At 71.7% G+C, this 15,330-nt stretch carries 12 protein-coding genes; 8 read left to right on the top strand and 4 right to left on the bottom strand.

Annotated features, from left to right (window positions below; translation table 11 throughout):
• Nucleotides 1–48: 48 nt before the first annotated feature.
• The 3 genes from DJ476_RS33810 to DJ476_RS33800 all read left to right on the top strand — a co-directional run bounded on the left by DJ476_RS33810 (nucleotide 49) and on the right by DJ476_RS33800 (nucleotide 3,528).
• On the top strand, nucleotides 49–375 hold the full coding sequence (locus DJ476_RS33810; RefSeq protein WP_162638829.1) for a hypothetical protein: 327 nt from the start codon (nucleotides 49–51) through the stop codon (nucleotides 373–375).
• 1,031 nt (nucleotides 376–1,406) lie between these two features.
• Nucleotides 1,407–2,654 carry an IS256 family transposase gene (locus DJ476_RS33805; protein WP_112492700.1) on the top strand — a complete coding sequence of 416 codons (1,248 nt, stop codon included), beginning with the start codon at nucleotides 1,407–1,409 and terminating at the stop codon, nucleotides 2,652–2,654.
• A gap of 643 nt (nucleotides 2,655–3,297) precedes the next feature.
• Nucleotides 3,298–3,528: a hypothetical protein gene (locus DJ476_RS33800; RefSeq protein ID WP_019766100.1), complete on the top strand. Its 231-nt coding sequence runs from the start codon at nucleotides 3,298–3,300 to the stop codon at nucleotides 3,526–3,528.
• Between the two features lie 383 nt (nucleotides 3,529–3,911).
• Here DJ476_RS33800 and asnB read toward each other — a convergent pair whose 3' ends face one another.
• The 4 genes from asnB to DJ476_RS33780 all read right to left on the bottom strand — a co-directional run bounded on the left by asnB (nucleotide 3,912) and on the right by DJ476_RS33780 (nucleotide 9,622).
• Nucleotides 3,912–5,780: an asparagine synthase (glutamine-hydrolyzing) gene (asnB, locus tag DJ476_RS33795; protein ID WP_112492313.1), complete on the bottom strand. Its 1,869-nt coding sequence runs from the start codon at nucleotides 5,778–5,780 to the stop codon at nucleotides 3,912–3,914.
• Nucleotides 5,781–5,816: 36 nt separating this feature from the next.
• On the bottom strand, nucleotides 5,817–7,289 hold the full coding sequence (locus DJ476_RS33790) for an MFS transporter (RefSeq protein WP_112492312.1): 1,473 nt from the start codon (nucleotides 7,287–7,289) through the stop codon (nucleotides 5,817–5,819).
• A 168-nt stretch (nucleotides 7,290–7,457) separates the two neighbouring features.
• The gene (locus tag DJ476_RS33785; RefSeq protein ID WP_112492311.1) at nucleotides 7,458–7,910 is read right to left on the bottom strand and encodes a hotdog fold thioesterase; all 453 of its coding nucleotides are present in this window, start codon (nucleotides 7,908–7,910) and stop codon (nucleotides 7,458–7,460) included.
• Nucleotides 7,907–9,622: a class I adenylate-forming enzyme family protein gene (locus tag DJ476_RS33780; protein WP_112492310.1), complete on the bottom strand. Its 1,716-nt coding sequence runs from the start codon at nucleotides 9,620–9,622 to the stop codon at nucleotides 7,907–7,909. The genes DJ476_RS33785 and DJ476_RS33780 overlap by 4 nt, the downstream gene beginning before the upstream one ends.
• 412 nt (nucleotides 9,623–10,034) lie before the next feature.
• Between DJ476_RS33780 and DJ476_RS33775 the strand changes: the two genes are divergently transcribed.
• From DJ476_RS33775 to fabG, 5 genes are read left to right on the top strand one after another with little or no spacing between them, the layout of a single operon-like run.
• A complete protein-coding gene (locus DJ476_RS33775) occupies nucleotides 10,035–12,062 on the top strand; it encodes an AMP-binding protein (RefSeq protein ID WP_318294843.1) in 2,028 nt (675 codons plus the stop codon).
• Nucleotides 12,059–13,195 (top strand): beta-ketoacyl synthase N-terminal-like domain-containing protein, encoded by a 1,137-nt coding sequence (locus DJ476_RS33770; RefSeq protein WP_103417094.1) that lies wholly within the window; start codon nucleotides 12,059–12,061, stop codon nucleotides 13,193–13,195. Before DJ476_RS33775 ends, DJ476_RS33770 begins: the two co-directional genes overlap by 4 nt.
• Nucleotides 13,192–14,145, top strand: coding sequence for a beta-ketoacyl synthase N-terminal-like domain-containing protein (locus DJ476_RS33765; RefSeq protein ID WP_112492308.1), 954 nt, complete (start codon nucleotides 13,192–13,194; stop codon nucleotides 14,143–14,145). The genes DJ476_RS33770 and DJ476_RS33765 overlap by 4 nt, the downstream gene beginning before the upstream one ends.
• Nucleotides 14,146–14,175: 30 nt before the next feature.
• The gene (locus DJ476_RS33760; RefSeq protein ID WP_018491040.1) at nucleotides 14,176–14,445 is read left to right on the top strand and encodes an acyl carrier protein; all 270 of its coding nucleotides are present in this window, start codon (nucleotides 14,176–14,178) and stop codon (nucleotides 14,443–14,445) included.
• Nucleotides 14,442–15,212, top strand: coding sequence for a 3-oxoacyl-[acyl-carrier-protein] reductase (gene fabG / locus DJ476_RS33755; RefSeq protein WP_112492307.1), 771 nt, complete (start codon nucleotides 14,442–14,444; stop codon nucleotides 15,210–15,212). Before DJ476_RS33760 ends, fabG begins: the two co-directional genes overlap by 4 nt.
• The last annotated feature ends 118 nt before the right edge of the window (nucleotides 15,213–15,330 follow it).

Below are 15,330 nucleotides of genomic sequence, written 5' to 3'. Positions count from 1 at the left end.
TCGCTGACACGGTCGGGGCAGAACATCCACGCACCCTGCCTTGCGACGGTGAGCCCTTTCACCTTCACGGGCTCGACGGGGTTCACCTCCAACACCACTCTGTCCTGCCTCAGCCTGACGGAGGCCAACACCGGAGTCGACCTGATCTCGTGGTCGACAGGAGCCACCAGTACCTTCTCCTACAACCGGACGGTGTCCATCGTTCAGGGCCAGACCGTGGTGACGCTGACCGGCGAGATCACCAGTGGCTGGTTCCAGGGAGCCACCGCGGTGGAGACCATCACGAGTGTGGCCCTGGACCTGGGCGCGTGTGCGACAGCTGAGGGCATCACGTCAACGTACGGGGTCTCGGAGCTGACGATCACCGGCAGTTGACCGTCAGTTCGACAACAGCTCCACAGGCTCACACATGATCCGTCGAGGCTGTCACTCCTTGGGCCCGACTGTGGCCGCGTCGGCGCCACACGATCCGTCGGACCCCGGGCGGGGTGTCGCCGCCTCGGGGGTGCCGGCGGGCCGCTGGCATCCGTCGGCGGATGCCAGCCCGCGGACACGGCCACGGCCGGACCCGAAGCCTCGGACCGCTGCCAGTACCTGTCCCGGCTGATCCGTGGCCAGCCCATGCAGAATGCCCCGTCGACCGCACCGCCTGACATCCGAGTTCACCATGACCAAGCACTACTAGGTGAACGGACAAGTACGTCGGGCCCGTCGCGTTCGTAGCGGCGCTTGTTCGGGCCGGTGGTCCGGTCCAGGTGCGTGAGCCGCGCCAGGCCGAAACGGGCCACGGTTGGTGGACGGTCGAGGGCACCGTGCCCAGCAGGTGGGCGAGGCCGACCAAGCTTCGATGAGACGAAACAAGAAGCCTCGTCGCTGGGAATACCTGGACGCGAGAACCCGCCCCGGGACGTTACCCGGAGCGGGTTCATAGCGGGTGTGTGCTACGCCCAGAGAGCAGCTACTTGTCTGTCGCCCTGCGGACGATCCGTAGGACAGCTCCTGCGGCCATGAGCGCCAGCCCTATCAAGAGGACGGGGAGTCCGGGGCCCGGGAGGACGTACATCAGGGCTCCCGCCGCAGTGGCGACAGCACCGACGGACATCAGCACGACGCCCATGGAGGAATTGTTCACGTGTCTCCCGACTGGTGCTGAGGCGATTCTGCCGACGGCTGCCCGGACATACGCGCCGGGCAGCCTGGGCCGGTCAGTACCCCCAGTAGATCTTCGATGAGTAAACGTAGGTTCTGCGATGCGTCGTCGTCCACCACGAGGTTTCACTGAACCTGAAGTTGGTGGACGTCTTACGGTAGGTGATCCTGTCCTGGTACTGAGTTGTGTAGACCGACACCCATTCAGCCAAAACCTTCTCGCTGCGCCAGGACAACAGGGTGCAGCGGACACCGCGCTGGGTGCGCCGGCGAGGGCGGTGGATGACCGGCTGATCGACGAGCTGGTCTCGCGGGCTCAGGCCGAGGGTCTGCAGCTGACCGGCGAGGGCGGGCTGCTCCAGCAGCTGACGAAGCGGCTGCTGGAGTCCGCCCTGGAAGGCGAGATCACCGATCACCTCGGCTATGACAAGCACGATCCGGCCGGCAGGAACGGCGGTAACTGCCGCAACGGCAACCGCGCGAAGACCGTCCTGACGGACGTCGGACCGGTGGAGATATCCGTGCCCCGCGACCGTGACGGCTCGTTCGAACCGAAGATCGTCAAGAAGCGACAGAAGCGCCTCACCGGCGTGGACGAGATGGTCATCTCCCTGTCCGCGAAGGGCCTGACGACCGGCGAGGTCCAGGCCCACCTCGCGGAGGTCTATGGCGCCGAGGTCTCCCGCCAGACGATCTCCACGATCACCGACAAGGTCCTCGACGGCATGGCCGAATGGCAGAACCGGCCGCTGGACGCCGTCTATCCGGTCGTCTTCATAGACGCAATCCACGTGAAGATCCGCGACGGTGCCGTCGCGAACCGGCCCATCTATGTGGCCCTGGCCGTCAGCACCGAAGGCCGACGCGAGATTCTCGGGCTGTGGGCCGGCGACGGCGGCGAGGGCGCCAAGCACTGGATGCACATCCTCACCGAGATCAAGAACCGTGGCGTGAACGACGTCCTCATGCTCGTCTGCGATGGTCTGAAGGGCCTGCCCGACGCGGTCGAGACCGTCTGGCCCCGCACCACTGGCCAGACCTGCGTGGTCCACCTGCTGCGGAACTCCTTCCGCTATGCGGCCCGCCAGGACTGGGACAAGATCGCCAAACTCCTCAAGCCCGTCTGCACCGCGGCGACTGAAGAGGCTGCCCTGGAGCGGCTCGCCGAGTTCGTCGACGCCTGGGGCCGCAAGTATCCGGCGATCGTGAGGCTCTGGGAGAACGCCTGGGAAGAGTTCACCCCGTTCCTTCGGTTCGACACCGAGATCCGCCGCATCGTCTGCACCACGAACGCGATCGAGTCCGTGAACGCCCGCATCCGACGTGCGGTCAAGGCCCGCGGACACTTCCCCAACGAGACCGCCGCCCTGAAGTGCGTCTACATGGCCATCATGTCCCTCGACCCCACCGGCAAGGGACAAACCCGCTGGACCATGCGCTGGAAGACCGCCCTGAACGCCTTCGACATCACCTTCGACGGCCGCCTCTCCGCAGCACGCCAATAGCCCCAACCACCCCTGTTACACCGTTCGATTGACAGACCCGGTGAGTGGCTCGACTCCGCGAGCCTGAGCTGACCTTCCCGTACGCCTGGGGGCCCGGGCTCGCAGTCCCGCTCCCCCTCACTCGCTCCTGGACAGCAAGCCCCTGGGCCACGGGGCCGGCCGGGGTGTGCACGATGAGGTGGCCGGTGCCGTCCGCGGTCTTGGAGGTGATCTCCCCGGTGATAGCGGTGAGCCGGGGGGCGGGGATCGTGCGGGCCTCCGACTCGGTCTTCTCCAGGAGCCCATCGAACGGCTGGGGTGGGCATGGCGAGCCATTCACGCTTGTACCTACGGTCGGCCATGCACTGGTAGAAGGCTTCCTGCCGGCAGGTACGAAGCCGTGGCCAGGGCATCGCTGTACCCCCCCTCAAGGGCTGCGCGGACGGCAGTGATCGGTGCGTGGCTGGTCGCACTCTGCGCTTCGGCGATGGTCTCGGAGTGTGAGGGGATGGCCAGTCGGACCTCAAGGACGTTCCGTATCCAAGGTATCGCAGCCAATCGGGTTCTCTACCCCGAGAACTCCGCGTGCCGCGTGTGCCGCCGATGGGTCGGCTGGCCAAGGTGGCTTCGCAGGCATACGCCGCTAACTCGAAGGAGAGCGTTCATGATTCGTCGTATCGCGATCACCCTGGCAGCTGTCGCCGCGGCCGGATTCGTCGCCGCGGCCCCGGCTTCCGCAAACGGCTGGGACGGCCCCGCCGGCGGCGGCCACGCGGGCATCGAGGGCGGCTGGGCCATCGGCGAGTACCAGAACCTGGGTGGCCCGTACGGAATCACCACCATCAAGGGACAGGCAGCCTACTTCGACGCGGAGCGCGGCTGGATCGTCCGCTGACTTCGGGAGCCGGGCGCACGCGACCGCGTAGTTCCGGATGAGAGTGAGGGGCCTGTGCCGTCGTGACACGGGCCCCTCGCTCATGCCGTCACCAACAGGTCAGCGCCCCCGGCGTTCAAGGAACACCGGGCGATGCGCGGGGAGTTGCCCGGGCGTCTGTCCTGTCCTGCGCGAGCGCCGAGGTCCCACCGGCCCGGCCCCGGGTGACCGCCCGGTACTCCGTACAGATGGCGGGCACCTCGGTACGACGTGGGCAGAACCGTCCGCCGCGAGACGTCGGACAAGGGTGCCCGTCCCGGCTCGGACCCCACGGTGCAGTTCGTCATCGGCGTTCATCCGGGCGGGTGCGGCTGCGGGGGCGTATGTCCTCTCTCCGATGCGGTTCAGAGCTCCAGGTCGACGGCTAGACCGACGTTCTGGCCCCGCAGCCAGAAGTCGAGGGCCAGGACCAGTTCGGTCCCGGTGCGGTAGCCGGGCTGCGGGTCCTCGGCGGTGGCGGCGGCGAGCGCGGACTCGTCCAGCAGTTCGCGTACCGGGGCGTCCGGGCCCTCGGTAGCACGCTTGAGTGCGGTCCGCAGGCCCTCGAGGTAGCGTCGGTCCCGGCTGGTCGGGTACGGGGCCTTCACCCGGTCGGCGATCTCCGCGGGGAGCAGGTCGCGGGTGGCGGCGCGCAGGAGACTCTTCTCGCGGCCGTCGAACGACTTCATCGCCCACGGGGTGTTGAAGACGTAACTCACCAGCCGGTGGTCGCAGAACGGCACACGGACCTCCAGGCCGACGGCCATGCTGGCCCGGTCCTTGCGGTCCAGCATCCAGGGCAGGAACCGGGTGAGGTGGAGATAGCCGATCTCGCGCATCCGCCGGTCGGTGGCGGACTCCCCGGCCAGGCGCGGGACTTCGGCGAGCGCCTCGTGGTAGCGCTGGGCCCGGTAGCCCGGGAGGTCGATCTTGGCCAGCAGGGCGGGGTCGATCAGGGATTCGCCGGGTCCGCTGCCGGGGCCGGAGATGCCGGTGCCGAACGGTGGCGCCAGCCAGGGGAAGGTGTCGGCGGTGACGGTGTCGGGGTGGTTGAACCAGCGGTAGCCGCCGAACACCTCGTCGGCCGCCTCGCCGGACAGCGCGACCGTGCAGTCCCGCCGGACCTCCTGGAAGAGCAGGTAGAGCGAGGTGTCGCCGTCTCCGAGGTCGAAGGGCAGGTCGCGGGCGCGCATGATGGGCTCCCGGGCCTCCGGGGCAAGGAGCTGTCCGGGGGAAAGGGTGACGGTCCGGTGGTCGGAGCCGACGTGCCGGGCGAGCAGTTCAGCGAAGGGCGCGTCGGGGGTGCCGCGCCAGTCGTCGGCCCGGAAGCCGTCGCCGTGGCCGTCGAAGTCGAGGGCGAAGGACCGGATCGGCGGGGCTCCCTGGGCGGCCCGGTGGCGGGCGGCGAGGGCGGTGATGATGCTGGAGTCCAGTCCGCCGGAGAGCAGCGTGCCCACCGGGACGTCGGCCACCAGCTGCCGGGCGACGATGTCCTCCAGCAGCTCACGGACCCGGCCGATGGTCGTGTCCAGGTCGTCGGTGTGCTCGTGGGACTCCACCGCCCAGTAGCGGCGCAGGGTATGGCCGCCGCGCCCGACGCGCAGGGTATGGCCGGGGCGCAGCTCGTACATGCCCTTGTAGACGGCGTGGCCGGGGGTCTTGGTGAAGCCGAGCAGTTCAGCGAAACCTTCGGTGTCGATCGCGGGCCGTACCGAGGGATGGGCCAGGATCGCCTTGGGCTCGGAGCCGAACAGCACGCCGCCGCCGGGGAGCGGGTGGTAGTAGAGCGGCTTGATGCCCAAGCGGTCGCGGACCAGCAGGAGTTCCTCGGTGCGGGCGTCCCACAGCGCGAAGGCGTACATGCCGTTGAGGTGCTCGGTGAAGTCCTCGCCCCACTCCAGGTAGGCGTGCAGGACGACCTCGGTGTCGCTCCCGGTACGGAAGCCGTGCCCGCGGACCTGCAACTGCCGTCGCAGCTCGCGATAGTTGAAGACCTCGCCGGTGTAGCTGATGGCGACGGCCGGCGTGCCGTTCTCCTCGAAGACCATCGGCTGGCTGCCACCCGCCGGGTCGATGACGGAGAGCCGGCGGTGGCCGAGGGCGACGGTCCGGCCGAGCCAGAGGCCGTGCGCGTCCGGCCCCCGGCAGGCCATGGTCGCGGTCATCGCGTCGGCCACCGGGGCCGTGACGGGGGCTTCCGGGTCGAAGGAGACCCATCCTGCTGTTCCGCACATGTTGATGTGGCCTCTCTCGACGTGGTGGGACGGGGGTCAGCCCTGTGCGGCGGACCGCTTGGCCGGAGGCGGGCTGAAACGCTTGAACGTCCAGGTCGTCCACATCACGACGAGGACGAGCAGGAAACTCGCGGCGGTCGCCCAGGCCATCGCGAGGGACCAGTCGGCCGTGGTGGGCCGGTTGCCCGCCACCGTGAAGAACAGCGCGCCGATCGCCGCGACTCCGGCCGCGCTGGCGAACTGCTGGGTGGTGGTGAGGATGCCGGAGGCCGTCCCGGCGTCCTGCGGAGGGACGTTGATGAGCGCGGCGCCGAACAGGGCGGGCAGCACGACACCGTTGCCCGCGCCGACCAGGCAGAGGCAGAACACCACCCACGGCAGGCCGACCGGGGAGTCCGAAACGGCCAGCGGCACGGCCAGCAGCGCCAGTCCGAGCGCGGTCACCCCTCCGGAGACCACCAGGGCGTTCATGCCCCAGCGTGCCGTCAGCCGGCCGCCGATCATCGAGGTGGCGGTGAACAGCACGCCCATCGGGGAGAACATCAGTCCGGCCTCGAACGGGTCCAGCTTCAGCCCGGACTGCAGGAGCAGCGTCAGGGTGAACATGAAGCTGCCGAAGTAGAGCATGAACGCCGCGCCCGCGATCACCCCGCCGCGGAAGGAGTCGCTGCGGAACAGGGAGAGCACGAGCACCGGATTGCCGCCGCGGGCCTCCAGCGCCCGCTCCCACCGCAGCGTCGCCACCATGACGGGAACGGCCAGGGCCATGCTGACCCAGGTCCAGGCCGGCCAGCCGGAGACATGGCCCATGGTCAGCGGAACCAGCAGCAGGGCGAGCGCGAACGAGACGCCGACCGCGCCGACCGGGTCGAGGCCCGCCCGGATCCGGCTGACGTGTGCGGGGAGCACCCGAAGAGCGGCGAACGCGATGACCAGGCAGAACGGTACGTTGATCAGGAAGATGGTGCGCCAGCCGAGTCCGGCGAAGTCGGCCGAGATCAGCGCGCCGCCGAGCACCTGGCCGGCGATGGACCCCAGGCCGGCGGCGGCGCCGTACCAGGCCATCGCCTTCCCCTTCTTCTCGTTGGGGAAGTACGCGGTGATGACGGCCAGCACGGGCGGCACCATGACCGCCCCGGCGAGTCCCTGGGCCAGGCGGGCGGCGATCAGCTGCCCGGGGGTGACGGCCAGTCCGCACAGCAGCGAGGTGAACCCGAAGGCGAGCGTGCCGATGATGAACAGCAGCCGGTGCCCGTAGCGGTCGCCCAGCCGCCCGGCGGTGATCATCCCTCCCGCGTACGCGAACGCGTAGCCCCCGACGATGAGTTCCAGCGCGGCCGGATCGGCGTTGATGCTGCTCTCCAGGGAGGGAGCGGCCACGTTCACCACGAAAAAGTCGAACTGGGCGAAGAACATCGCCGACAGCAGGACGAGCAGCACCGGCCCGGTGCGCCGCAGGAGGGGAGGAGCGGCCGTGTCCGGCTCGTTCGGGTCGTGAAGCGTGGTCATGGCACTCCTCGGGGCCTGTGTGGCCCGGCGGCTGTGACGGACGGGGAGAAGGGGAATCTGTCGCTCGGGGCGGGGAGGAGGCTTGTGCGGGGGCGGGTGCGTTTACGGGGGTGGGGGGGCGTTCTCGTACGGGAGCGGGGGCCGGGCGTCATCGGCCAGCGCGGTGGGTCAGCAGCGCTTGCGCCTCCCGTGGATCGCACACGTGATCCGTGCGGTGCAGACCCGGCGGCCCGCCTCGTCGGTGATCACGACCTCGTAGCTGGCGGTGCTCGCGCCCAGGTGCAGGGCTGTCGCCACTCCGGTCACGGTGCCCGAGCGGACGGGCAGGTGGTGGGTGGCGTTGATGTCCACCCCGACGGCGATCCGGCCCTCCCCCGCGTGCAGCGCCGCGCCCAGCGAGCCCAGCGACTCGGCCAGGACGGCGGAGGCGCCGCCGTGCAGCATCCGCTGCAACTGGGTGTTGCCGGTGACCGGCATGGTCGCCACCACCCGCCGGGGGGCCGCCTCCAGGAAGGTCAGGCCCATCCGGCCGGCCAGGGTGTCGGAGCCGGCCTCGTTCACCCAGGCGGCAACGACCTCCGGGCCCGCCTCGGGGGCGGGCGGCGCGGCGAAGGTGGTCATGCCAGGGCCTCCGTCGTACCGTGGCCCACCGCCGCCGTGACGGCCACCGCCTTGGGGTCGGCGGGGCGGTACTCCTCCAACGCGGCGTACTTCTCGCGCAGTCGGCGCTTCAGTACCTTGCCGGTCGGGCCGAGCGGAATCGCTTCGGGTGTCGGCGCTATCTCCAGCAGGGCCAGTCGCGGCTGACCGGCCCGGTCCAGGGCGGCGTTGGCCCGCCGCAGCAGGTCCTCGGCCGTGGTCTCCCGGCGCAGCGTCACGATCGCCGCCGGGACGGTCCGGCCGCGGTCCTGGGCCGCGACGACCGAGCAGTCCGCCAGCTCCTCGACGGCGAGCAGGAGTTCCTCCTCCATCAGCGCCGAGTAGCCGTCGCCCGCCTCGGTCCGGATGCGGTCGACCGCCCGGTCCACGTGGAAGAACTCGCCGTCGGCCGAGCGGCGCACCAGGTCGCCGGAGAGCCAGTAGCCCGCGAGCATCGTGCGGTACGTGGTGTCGGAGTCGTTCCAGTAGCCGTGCGCGAGCGCCTCGCTGCGGACCCCGAGCAGGCCCACCTCGTCGGCCGCCGCCTCGGTGCCGTCCTCGCGCAGGACCGCGACCTCGCCGATCGGCACCCGGGTACCCAGATGCCGGGCCCTGGGCGGGGTGTCGGCGGTGAGGACGCGGCGCAGCGCTGCCCAGCCCAGCTCGGAGGAGCCCAGACCGTCGTCGATGATCGAGCCCGGTGTGCGGGTGCCGTCGGGGGCGGTGGTGTGCCCCAGCCGCATCAGCCGGCGCATGTGCGCGTCGTGGCCGCAGTCACCGAGGTTCACCCACACCGCGACGGAGTCGAAGTCGGCCGGCTCCGGCTCGTGGGTGGCCAGGTGCGACAGTGCCTCGTTGAAAGCGAGCACGACGTTCGGCCGGTGGGTGGCGCAGCCGCGTGCGATGCCCGGTCCGGTCGGGTCGGACCAGCCGATGGTGGGCACCCCGGCCAGTAGCGAGTAGAAGGTGAACGCGATGGCGCTGGAGTGCGACTGCGGGGCTCCGGCCAGTACGAGGGTGCCTTCCTGCTCCGGGTGGTTGACCAGCCGGAAGCGGGCCCCGGCGACGCTCTGCCGGTGCGCCCAGACGACCGGCTTGGGGTTGCCGGTGGTGCCGGAGGAGTGACAGATGACGACAGGGTCGTCGTCCCCGTGCCGGTACAGCTGGGAGGGCTTCGGGGCGCGGACGCCGAGGGTGCCCACCTCCTCGTCCAGGGCGGTCCAGCGCAGTTCCGGCAGCTCGCGCTCCTTCCCGGCGAGCAGGGCGAGCCGTTCCCTGTCGGTGAACAGCCCCACCGATCCGGTGCGCCGGACCAGCCCGAGGGCGAGGCCGGGCCGCATCCGCCCGTTGATCAGGACCCCGATCGCACCGATGCGGGCAAGCGCGGTCAGGTGGACCTGGTACGCGAAGGTGTCCTCCAGATAGATCGACACCCGGTCGCGCGGCCCCACTCCCCGGTCCAGGTACCAGGCCGACCAGGCGTCCGCCAGGGCGTCCAGCTCGCGCAGGCTGAACTCCCGTCGAAGGGTGCCGTCCGGTCCCGTCAGCGGCCGGTCGGCGAGCAGCACCGGCAGGTCGGCCGCGGGGTTCGTCTCCGCGGCGATCCGCCAGGCGTTGCCGCCCCCGAGACCGGGGAGCTCCGCGAGCCGGAGACGTGCTTCGGGGGACAGCAGCGGTGTGGACGTGAGCGGCATCGATTCCCCTGGTCTCGGTCGGGCGGGCTTTCTGGTGTCGGCGGCGCGACCCTCCGCGTAACGCGTGCCGGCCGACGCGACGGACCTGTGGGGCGTCGGTCCGCGGCGGCAGCGCGTGCAGAAGTTACAAGTGGCTTCTCCGCCATGGCCATCGCCCGGCGAAAGTGCGTCAGGTCGGCGCGGCCGCGAGGGTGTGGCGCCGGAAATGCCGTATATGCCACGCCCTGAAGCCCCGATGGGCCTGTGGAAGGGCCGAAAGGTGTCTGTACGCGGCTGGATCGGACTTGACGAACTCAGTGCAGGGTCGCTGACGGGCCGATGCACGCCCGGCTACGTTCCTGCCGAATTCCACCGGAGCCGACCGCAAGCCGTGGCTGCCGGCCCTCGTGCAGCCCGACAAGGAGCGCGTCGCGTGTCGTCTGAACGGATATCCGATGCCGTGGAGCGGCTGCGCCACATCGTTGCATCCGTCCTCGAACTGGACCTCGCGGAGGTGACGGCCGAGGCTTCCTTCCAGCACGACCTGAAGATGGATTCGCTGGAGAAGGTCGAGTTCGCGGCCCGGGTCGAGTGGGCCTTCGGTGTTGCGCTGAGCGACGAGGAGGCGAGCGGGATCGACAGCGCTCACGGCGCCGCCGTACTGCTGGACGCCCGGCTCCCGCTTGCCGCTGGGGCGAGTGCCGGGGTCTCGGTTCCGGAAGCCCGGGTCGCGGTTCCGGAGGCCGCACGGTCCACCGTGGGGCCGTCCGCCGGGGTCCGGACCGCGCCGCCCCCGGCCGTTCCCGGGCCGTCCCCGCTGTCCTCGTCACGGCCCGCGCCGCCCTCACCGCGCCCGGCCCAGCGCCCTGCGGTGCCGTACGCGGGGCCCGGCGTCTCCGCGTCGGCCGACCGCCCGGGCAGGGCGCCCGTCTCCACCGGGATCGACCCGGCCGCCGGGATCGACCTGGTGGACAGACTCGTCGGCCGTCATCTCGCGGCCGGTCACGGTGACCGTACCGCCTATCTCGACCCCGGCCTCGGCGCGGTCTCCTACCGGGCGCTGTACGAGGCGGCGCGTGGCTACGCCGGTGCGCTGCTCGCCCACGGTGTCGCACCCGGCGCCCGTGCCCTCGTCGTGGCCGAGGACTCCGTGGCCACCGTCGCCGCCGTCCTCGGCCTGTGGTGGCACGGCTCTGTGCCCGTCCCGGTCAGCCCGATGCTCGGCGAGGCCGGCCTCGCTCCCGTCGCCGCCGACTGCGCGGCCGAGGTCGTCCACCTCGACGCCGCACCGGCCGTCCCGCCCGCAGCGGCGGTGCTGCTCACGGGTGACGCCGTACGCGCCGGCATCCGTACCGGCGGCCCCAACGCGGCGAACCGCCCCGACCTCGCCCGGCCCTCCACCGGACACCGTCCCGGCCGGACCGCCCTGATCCAGTACACCTCCGGCAGCACCGGCCGCCCCAAGGGCCTACGGCACGCCGCCTCCGCGATCACCGCGATGCTGGACGGCTTCGGCGGCCTGCTCGCCCTGGACGCCGACGACATCGTGCTCTCCACCGCCCGGATGTCCTTCGGCTACGGCTTCGGCAGCTCCGTCCTGTGCGCGCTCGACGCCGGGGCCACCACCGCGCTGATCGGCGGCGCCGTCGACCTCCACAGCGTCCGGGCCGCGCTGCGCCGCCACCGTCCCACCGTGCTCTGCTCCGTCCCCCGCCTCTACGCGGCCCTCCTCGGCACCCTCCGCCCGGGGGACGAGGCGGTGGCCGCGCTGCGCCTGTGCCTGACCGCCGGTGAGAACTGCCCGGCCGACCTCAACCAGCGTATCCAGGACGTCTTCGGCGCCCCGGTGATGAACTGCCTCGGTGCCACCGAGGTCATGCACGTCGTCGTCGCCACCCCGCCGGACCGGCCGATGCCCGGGCGCGCCGGGCTGGCGGTGCCCGGCACCACCGCCACCGTCCGCGACGAGCACGGCAGGCCGGTGCCCGACGGCACCGAGGGCCGCCTGCACATCGCGGGACCGACCGTCGCGCTCGGCTACCTCGACCGCCCCGACGACGACCGGACCACCTTCACCGACGGCGGCGCCTACACGGGCGACCTGGTCCGCCGTGAGGCCGACGGCACCCTGACCCATCTGTGCCGGGCCGACGACATCCTCAACCTCGGCGGCTACAAGGTGCCGCCCGCGGAGATCGAGGCGGTGCTCCGTACGGTCCCCGGTCTCCGCGACTGCGCCGTGGTCGGCGGTCTCGACGCCGACGGCCTGGAGTGTGCCGTCGCCTTCGTGGTCCCGGAGACGGGGGCCGACGAGGAAACGATTCGCCGCGCCCTCCGGGCAACGGTCCGCGCCGACCTCGCCCTCTACAAACGCCCGGCCCGGGTCGAGTTCGTCGACGCACTGCCATCCACGGCCACCGGCAAGGTGGCCGCCTACAGATTGCGTGAGCAGGCATCATGACGTGGGACATCACAGGGATGGGGGCGGTCGCCTGCAACGGCACCACCCCGTCGGAGGTCTTCGACGCGCTCTGCGCGGGCCGCGACGGCCGCGGACCGTTGCAGGTCTTCGACCACGAGAAGTACCGCGCCCGGAACGCCTACGAGATCACCGACCGCGCCCTCCCGGGCGTCGACGAACCGGGCCGCGCCACCCGCTGGCTGGTCGACGCGATCGACCAGGCCCTCACCGACGCGGGCCACCCGCGCGATCTCACCGATGTGCCGGTCCTGGTCGGCACCACCCTCCAGGAGCAGCGCAGCGCCGAACTCTGGTGGCGCCACGGCGCCGCCCTCGACCCCGCCGACCTGCACTTCGGCACCGCGCTGCGGGAGGAGTACGGAGCGGCCCGCACCTATACCTTCGCCAACGCCTGTGCGGCCGGTCTGTACGCGCTGGCCATGGCCACCGACCTGATCGAACTCGGTGAGGCGGACACCGTCGTGGTGGCGGGCACCGACGCGATCGGCGAGAGCGCCTTCGGGACCCTGGACCGGGTCCAGAACGACGTGCCCGACGCACTGCGCCCCTTCGACCGCTCCCATCGCGGGATGCTGATGGGCGAGGGCGCCGTCGCCGTGGTACTCACCCGCGCTGCCGCCCCCGGCCGCCCGGTGCACGCCCGGCTGCGCGGCGTCGGCGTCAACTGCGACGCCCAGCACTCCACCGCCCCCGACCCCGAGGGCATCACCCGCGTCCTGCGCGACGCCTACCGGCTGGCCGGGGCCGCCCCCGAGGAGATCGACCTCGTCATGCTGCACGGCAGCGGCACCCCGAAGAACGACTCCACCGAGGCCACCGTGCTCTCCCGGATCTTCCCGCCCGGGAGCGGGCCGCTCATGACCGCGGTCAAGTCGATGACCGGCCACACACTCGGCGGCTCCGGTCTGCTCAGCCTGACGACGGCGGTACTCGCCCTCCAGCGGGGCCAGGTACCGCCCGTGCTCGGCCTCACCGACCCGATCGAGGAGGCGGCGGGGCTGCGGCTGGTCCGTGAACACGCGGCCACCGCACCGGAACTGACGCTGGCCCAGGTCGACGCGTTCGGCTTCGGCGGGATCAACGCCGCCGCGATCCTGGAGGCAGCCCGATGAGCACAGCGCACCCCGCCGCATCCTCGGCTCGCGTGGCGGTCGTCACCGGGGCGGGACTCGCCGTCCCCGGCCTGACCCTGCCCGACGAACTCCTCGGCACCGTCCGCGAGGGCGGCTTCGACCCCGCCACCGGCCTGGTCGGGCGGGACCTGCGGCACAAGGACCGCGCTTCCCGGCTCGCCCTCCGCGCCACCGCCCCCGCCCTGCGGGCCGCCGGTCTGTTCGACGGCGACCGCTACACCGGCTCCGGTGACACCACCGCCGTGGTGGTCAGCACCAACGTCGGCATCCTGGAGAACGTCTGCTCCTTCGCGGACACCATCGCCCGCGACACCGTCCTCGGCCTCAGCCCGCTCGGGCTGCCGCAGACCTCCAGCAACGTCATCGCCGGATCGGTCGCCATGGCCCACGGCCTGCGCGGCCCCAACGTCACCCTGTGCAACGGTCCCACCAGCGGCCTCGACGCCCTCTACTGGGCCCGCGCCCTGATCGTCACGGGGCGGGCCGACACCGCCGTCGTCATCGGCGTGGAGCCGGCCGGCGACATCGTGACCAAGCTGCTCGGCACCCCGGCCCTGGACGGCGCCGTCGCCCTCGTCCTGGAGTCGGCCGACCGCGCCACCGAGCGCGGCGCCGAGATCCGCGCCACCGTGGCCGGCTGCGCCCGGGAGGCGGACCTCGCCGGTGCCGTCGCCCGCGCCGGGGGCCTCACCCCCGACCTGTGGCTGACCGAGGCTGCGGACGACCCGGCCGGGCCGCCCGCAGGCTCCGTCCTGGACCCCGCCGCCGGGCTCGGCGCCGCCTCCGGCGCGCTCGGCGTGCTCCAGGCGGCCGCCGCCGTCGCCCACCTCGACACGCACGGCGGGCACACCGTCCTGGCCACCTGCGGCGGACCCGAGGGCGACGGCGTCGCCGCGGTGTTCCTGACCGGCCCCGATCACACCCCCTGAGAACCCGCCCCCGAAGAAGAGGAGTGCCCCATGACCGCCCGCACCGACCAGGCGTTCGACGCCGAGGAACTGCGTACCGTCGTCGCCGAGGCGCTGGAACTGCCCCTGGACGAGGTCACCGACGACGCCCGGTTCAAGGAGGACCTGGAGGTGGACTCGCTGATCTCGCTGGAGATCGCCGTCCGGGTCGAGGAGCGCTACGGCGTGAAGATCGACGAGTCGCGGCTGGCCGAGATCGGCAGCTTCCGGCTGGTACGGGAGCTGATCGAGGCCGAGCTGAACGGCGCGTCCGCCACGTGACCGGCACCGGAACCACGGGCGGGGATGCCTCGACGCGCCCGGTGGCCCTGGTCACCGGCGGCTCGCGCGGTATCGGGCGCGCCGTCGTCGCCCGCCTCGCCGAGGACGGGTACGACATCGCTTTCTGCTACCGCTCCGACGCGGAGGCCGCCGCGGAGGCGGCCCTGATCGCGGAGAAGGCCGGGGCCCGGGTCCTCCACCGGCCGGTCGATGTGGCCGACGCCGAGCAGGTGAGGGAGTTCGTCTCCGCGGCCGAGGAGGAACTCGGGCCGCTGTCGGCCGTCGTCACCTCGGCCGGGATCACGCGGGACCGTCCGCTCGCCCTGATGGCCGAGGACGAATGGCGTTCGGTCATGGACACCAATCTCCACGGCACGTACAACGTCTGCCGGGCCGCCGTGTACCCGCTGATGCGCCGTCGGCGTGGAGCCGTCGTCACGCTCTCCTCCATCGCCGGCGTGCACGGCAGTGCGGGCCAGACCAACTACGCGGCTTCCAAGGCCGGGATCATCGGCTTCACCCGCTCCCTGGCCAAGGAGTGCGGCCGCTACGGCATCCGCGCCAATGTCGTCGCGCCCGGCCTGATCTCCACCGACATGACAGCCTCCCTCCCCGCCGACGTGGCCGAACGGCACCTCAAGAACATCCCGCTCGCCCGCGCCGGCACGCCGCAGGAGGTCGCCGACCTGGTCTCCTTCCTGGTCTCGGACCGCGCCGCCTACATCACCGGCCAGGTCGTCGAGATCAACGGCGGCCTACCGAGCTGACCGCTACAGGGCCCGGCACCGGACCAGTGCCTGTCCGGCCCTTCCCGTCCCTGTCCTGAGGACGGCCGTGCGGCGTCCGGGTGGGTGCTCCCGCCGTACCGGCCCCGGACCCTCGTAC

Origin of the sequence: Streptomyces bacillaris (assembly GCF_003268675.1) — a bacterium.
Lineage (GTDB): Bacteria > Actinomycetota > Actinomycetes > Streptomycetales > Streptomycetaceae > Streptomyces > Streptomyces bacillaris.
This window is presented reverse-complemented; position numbering and strand designations above follow the sequence as displayed.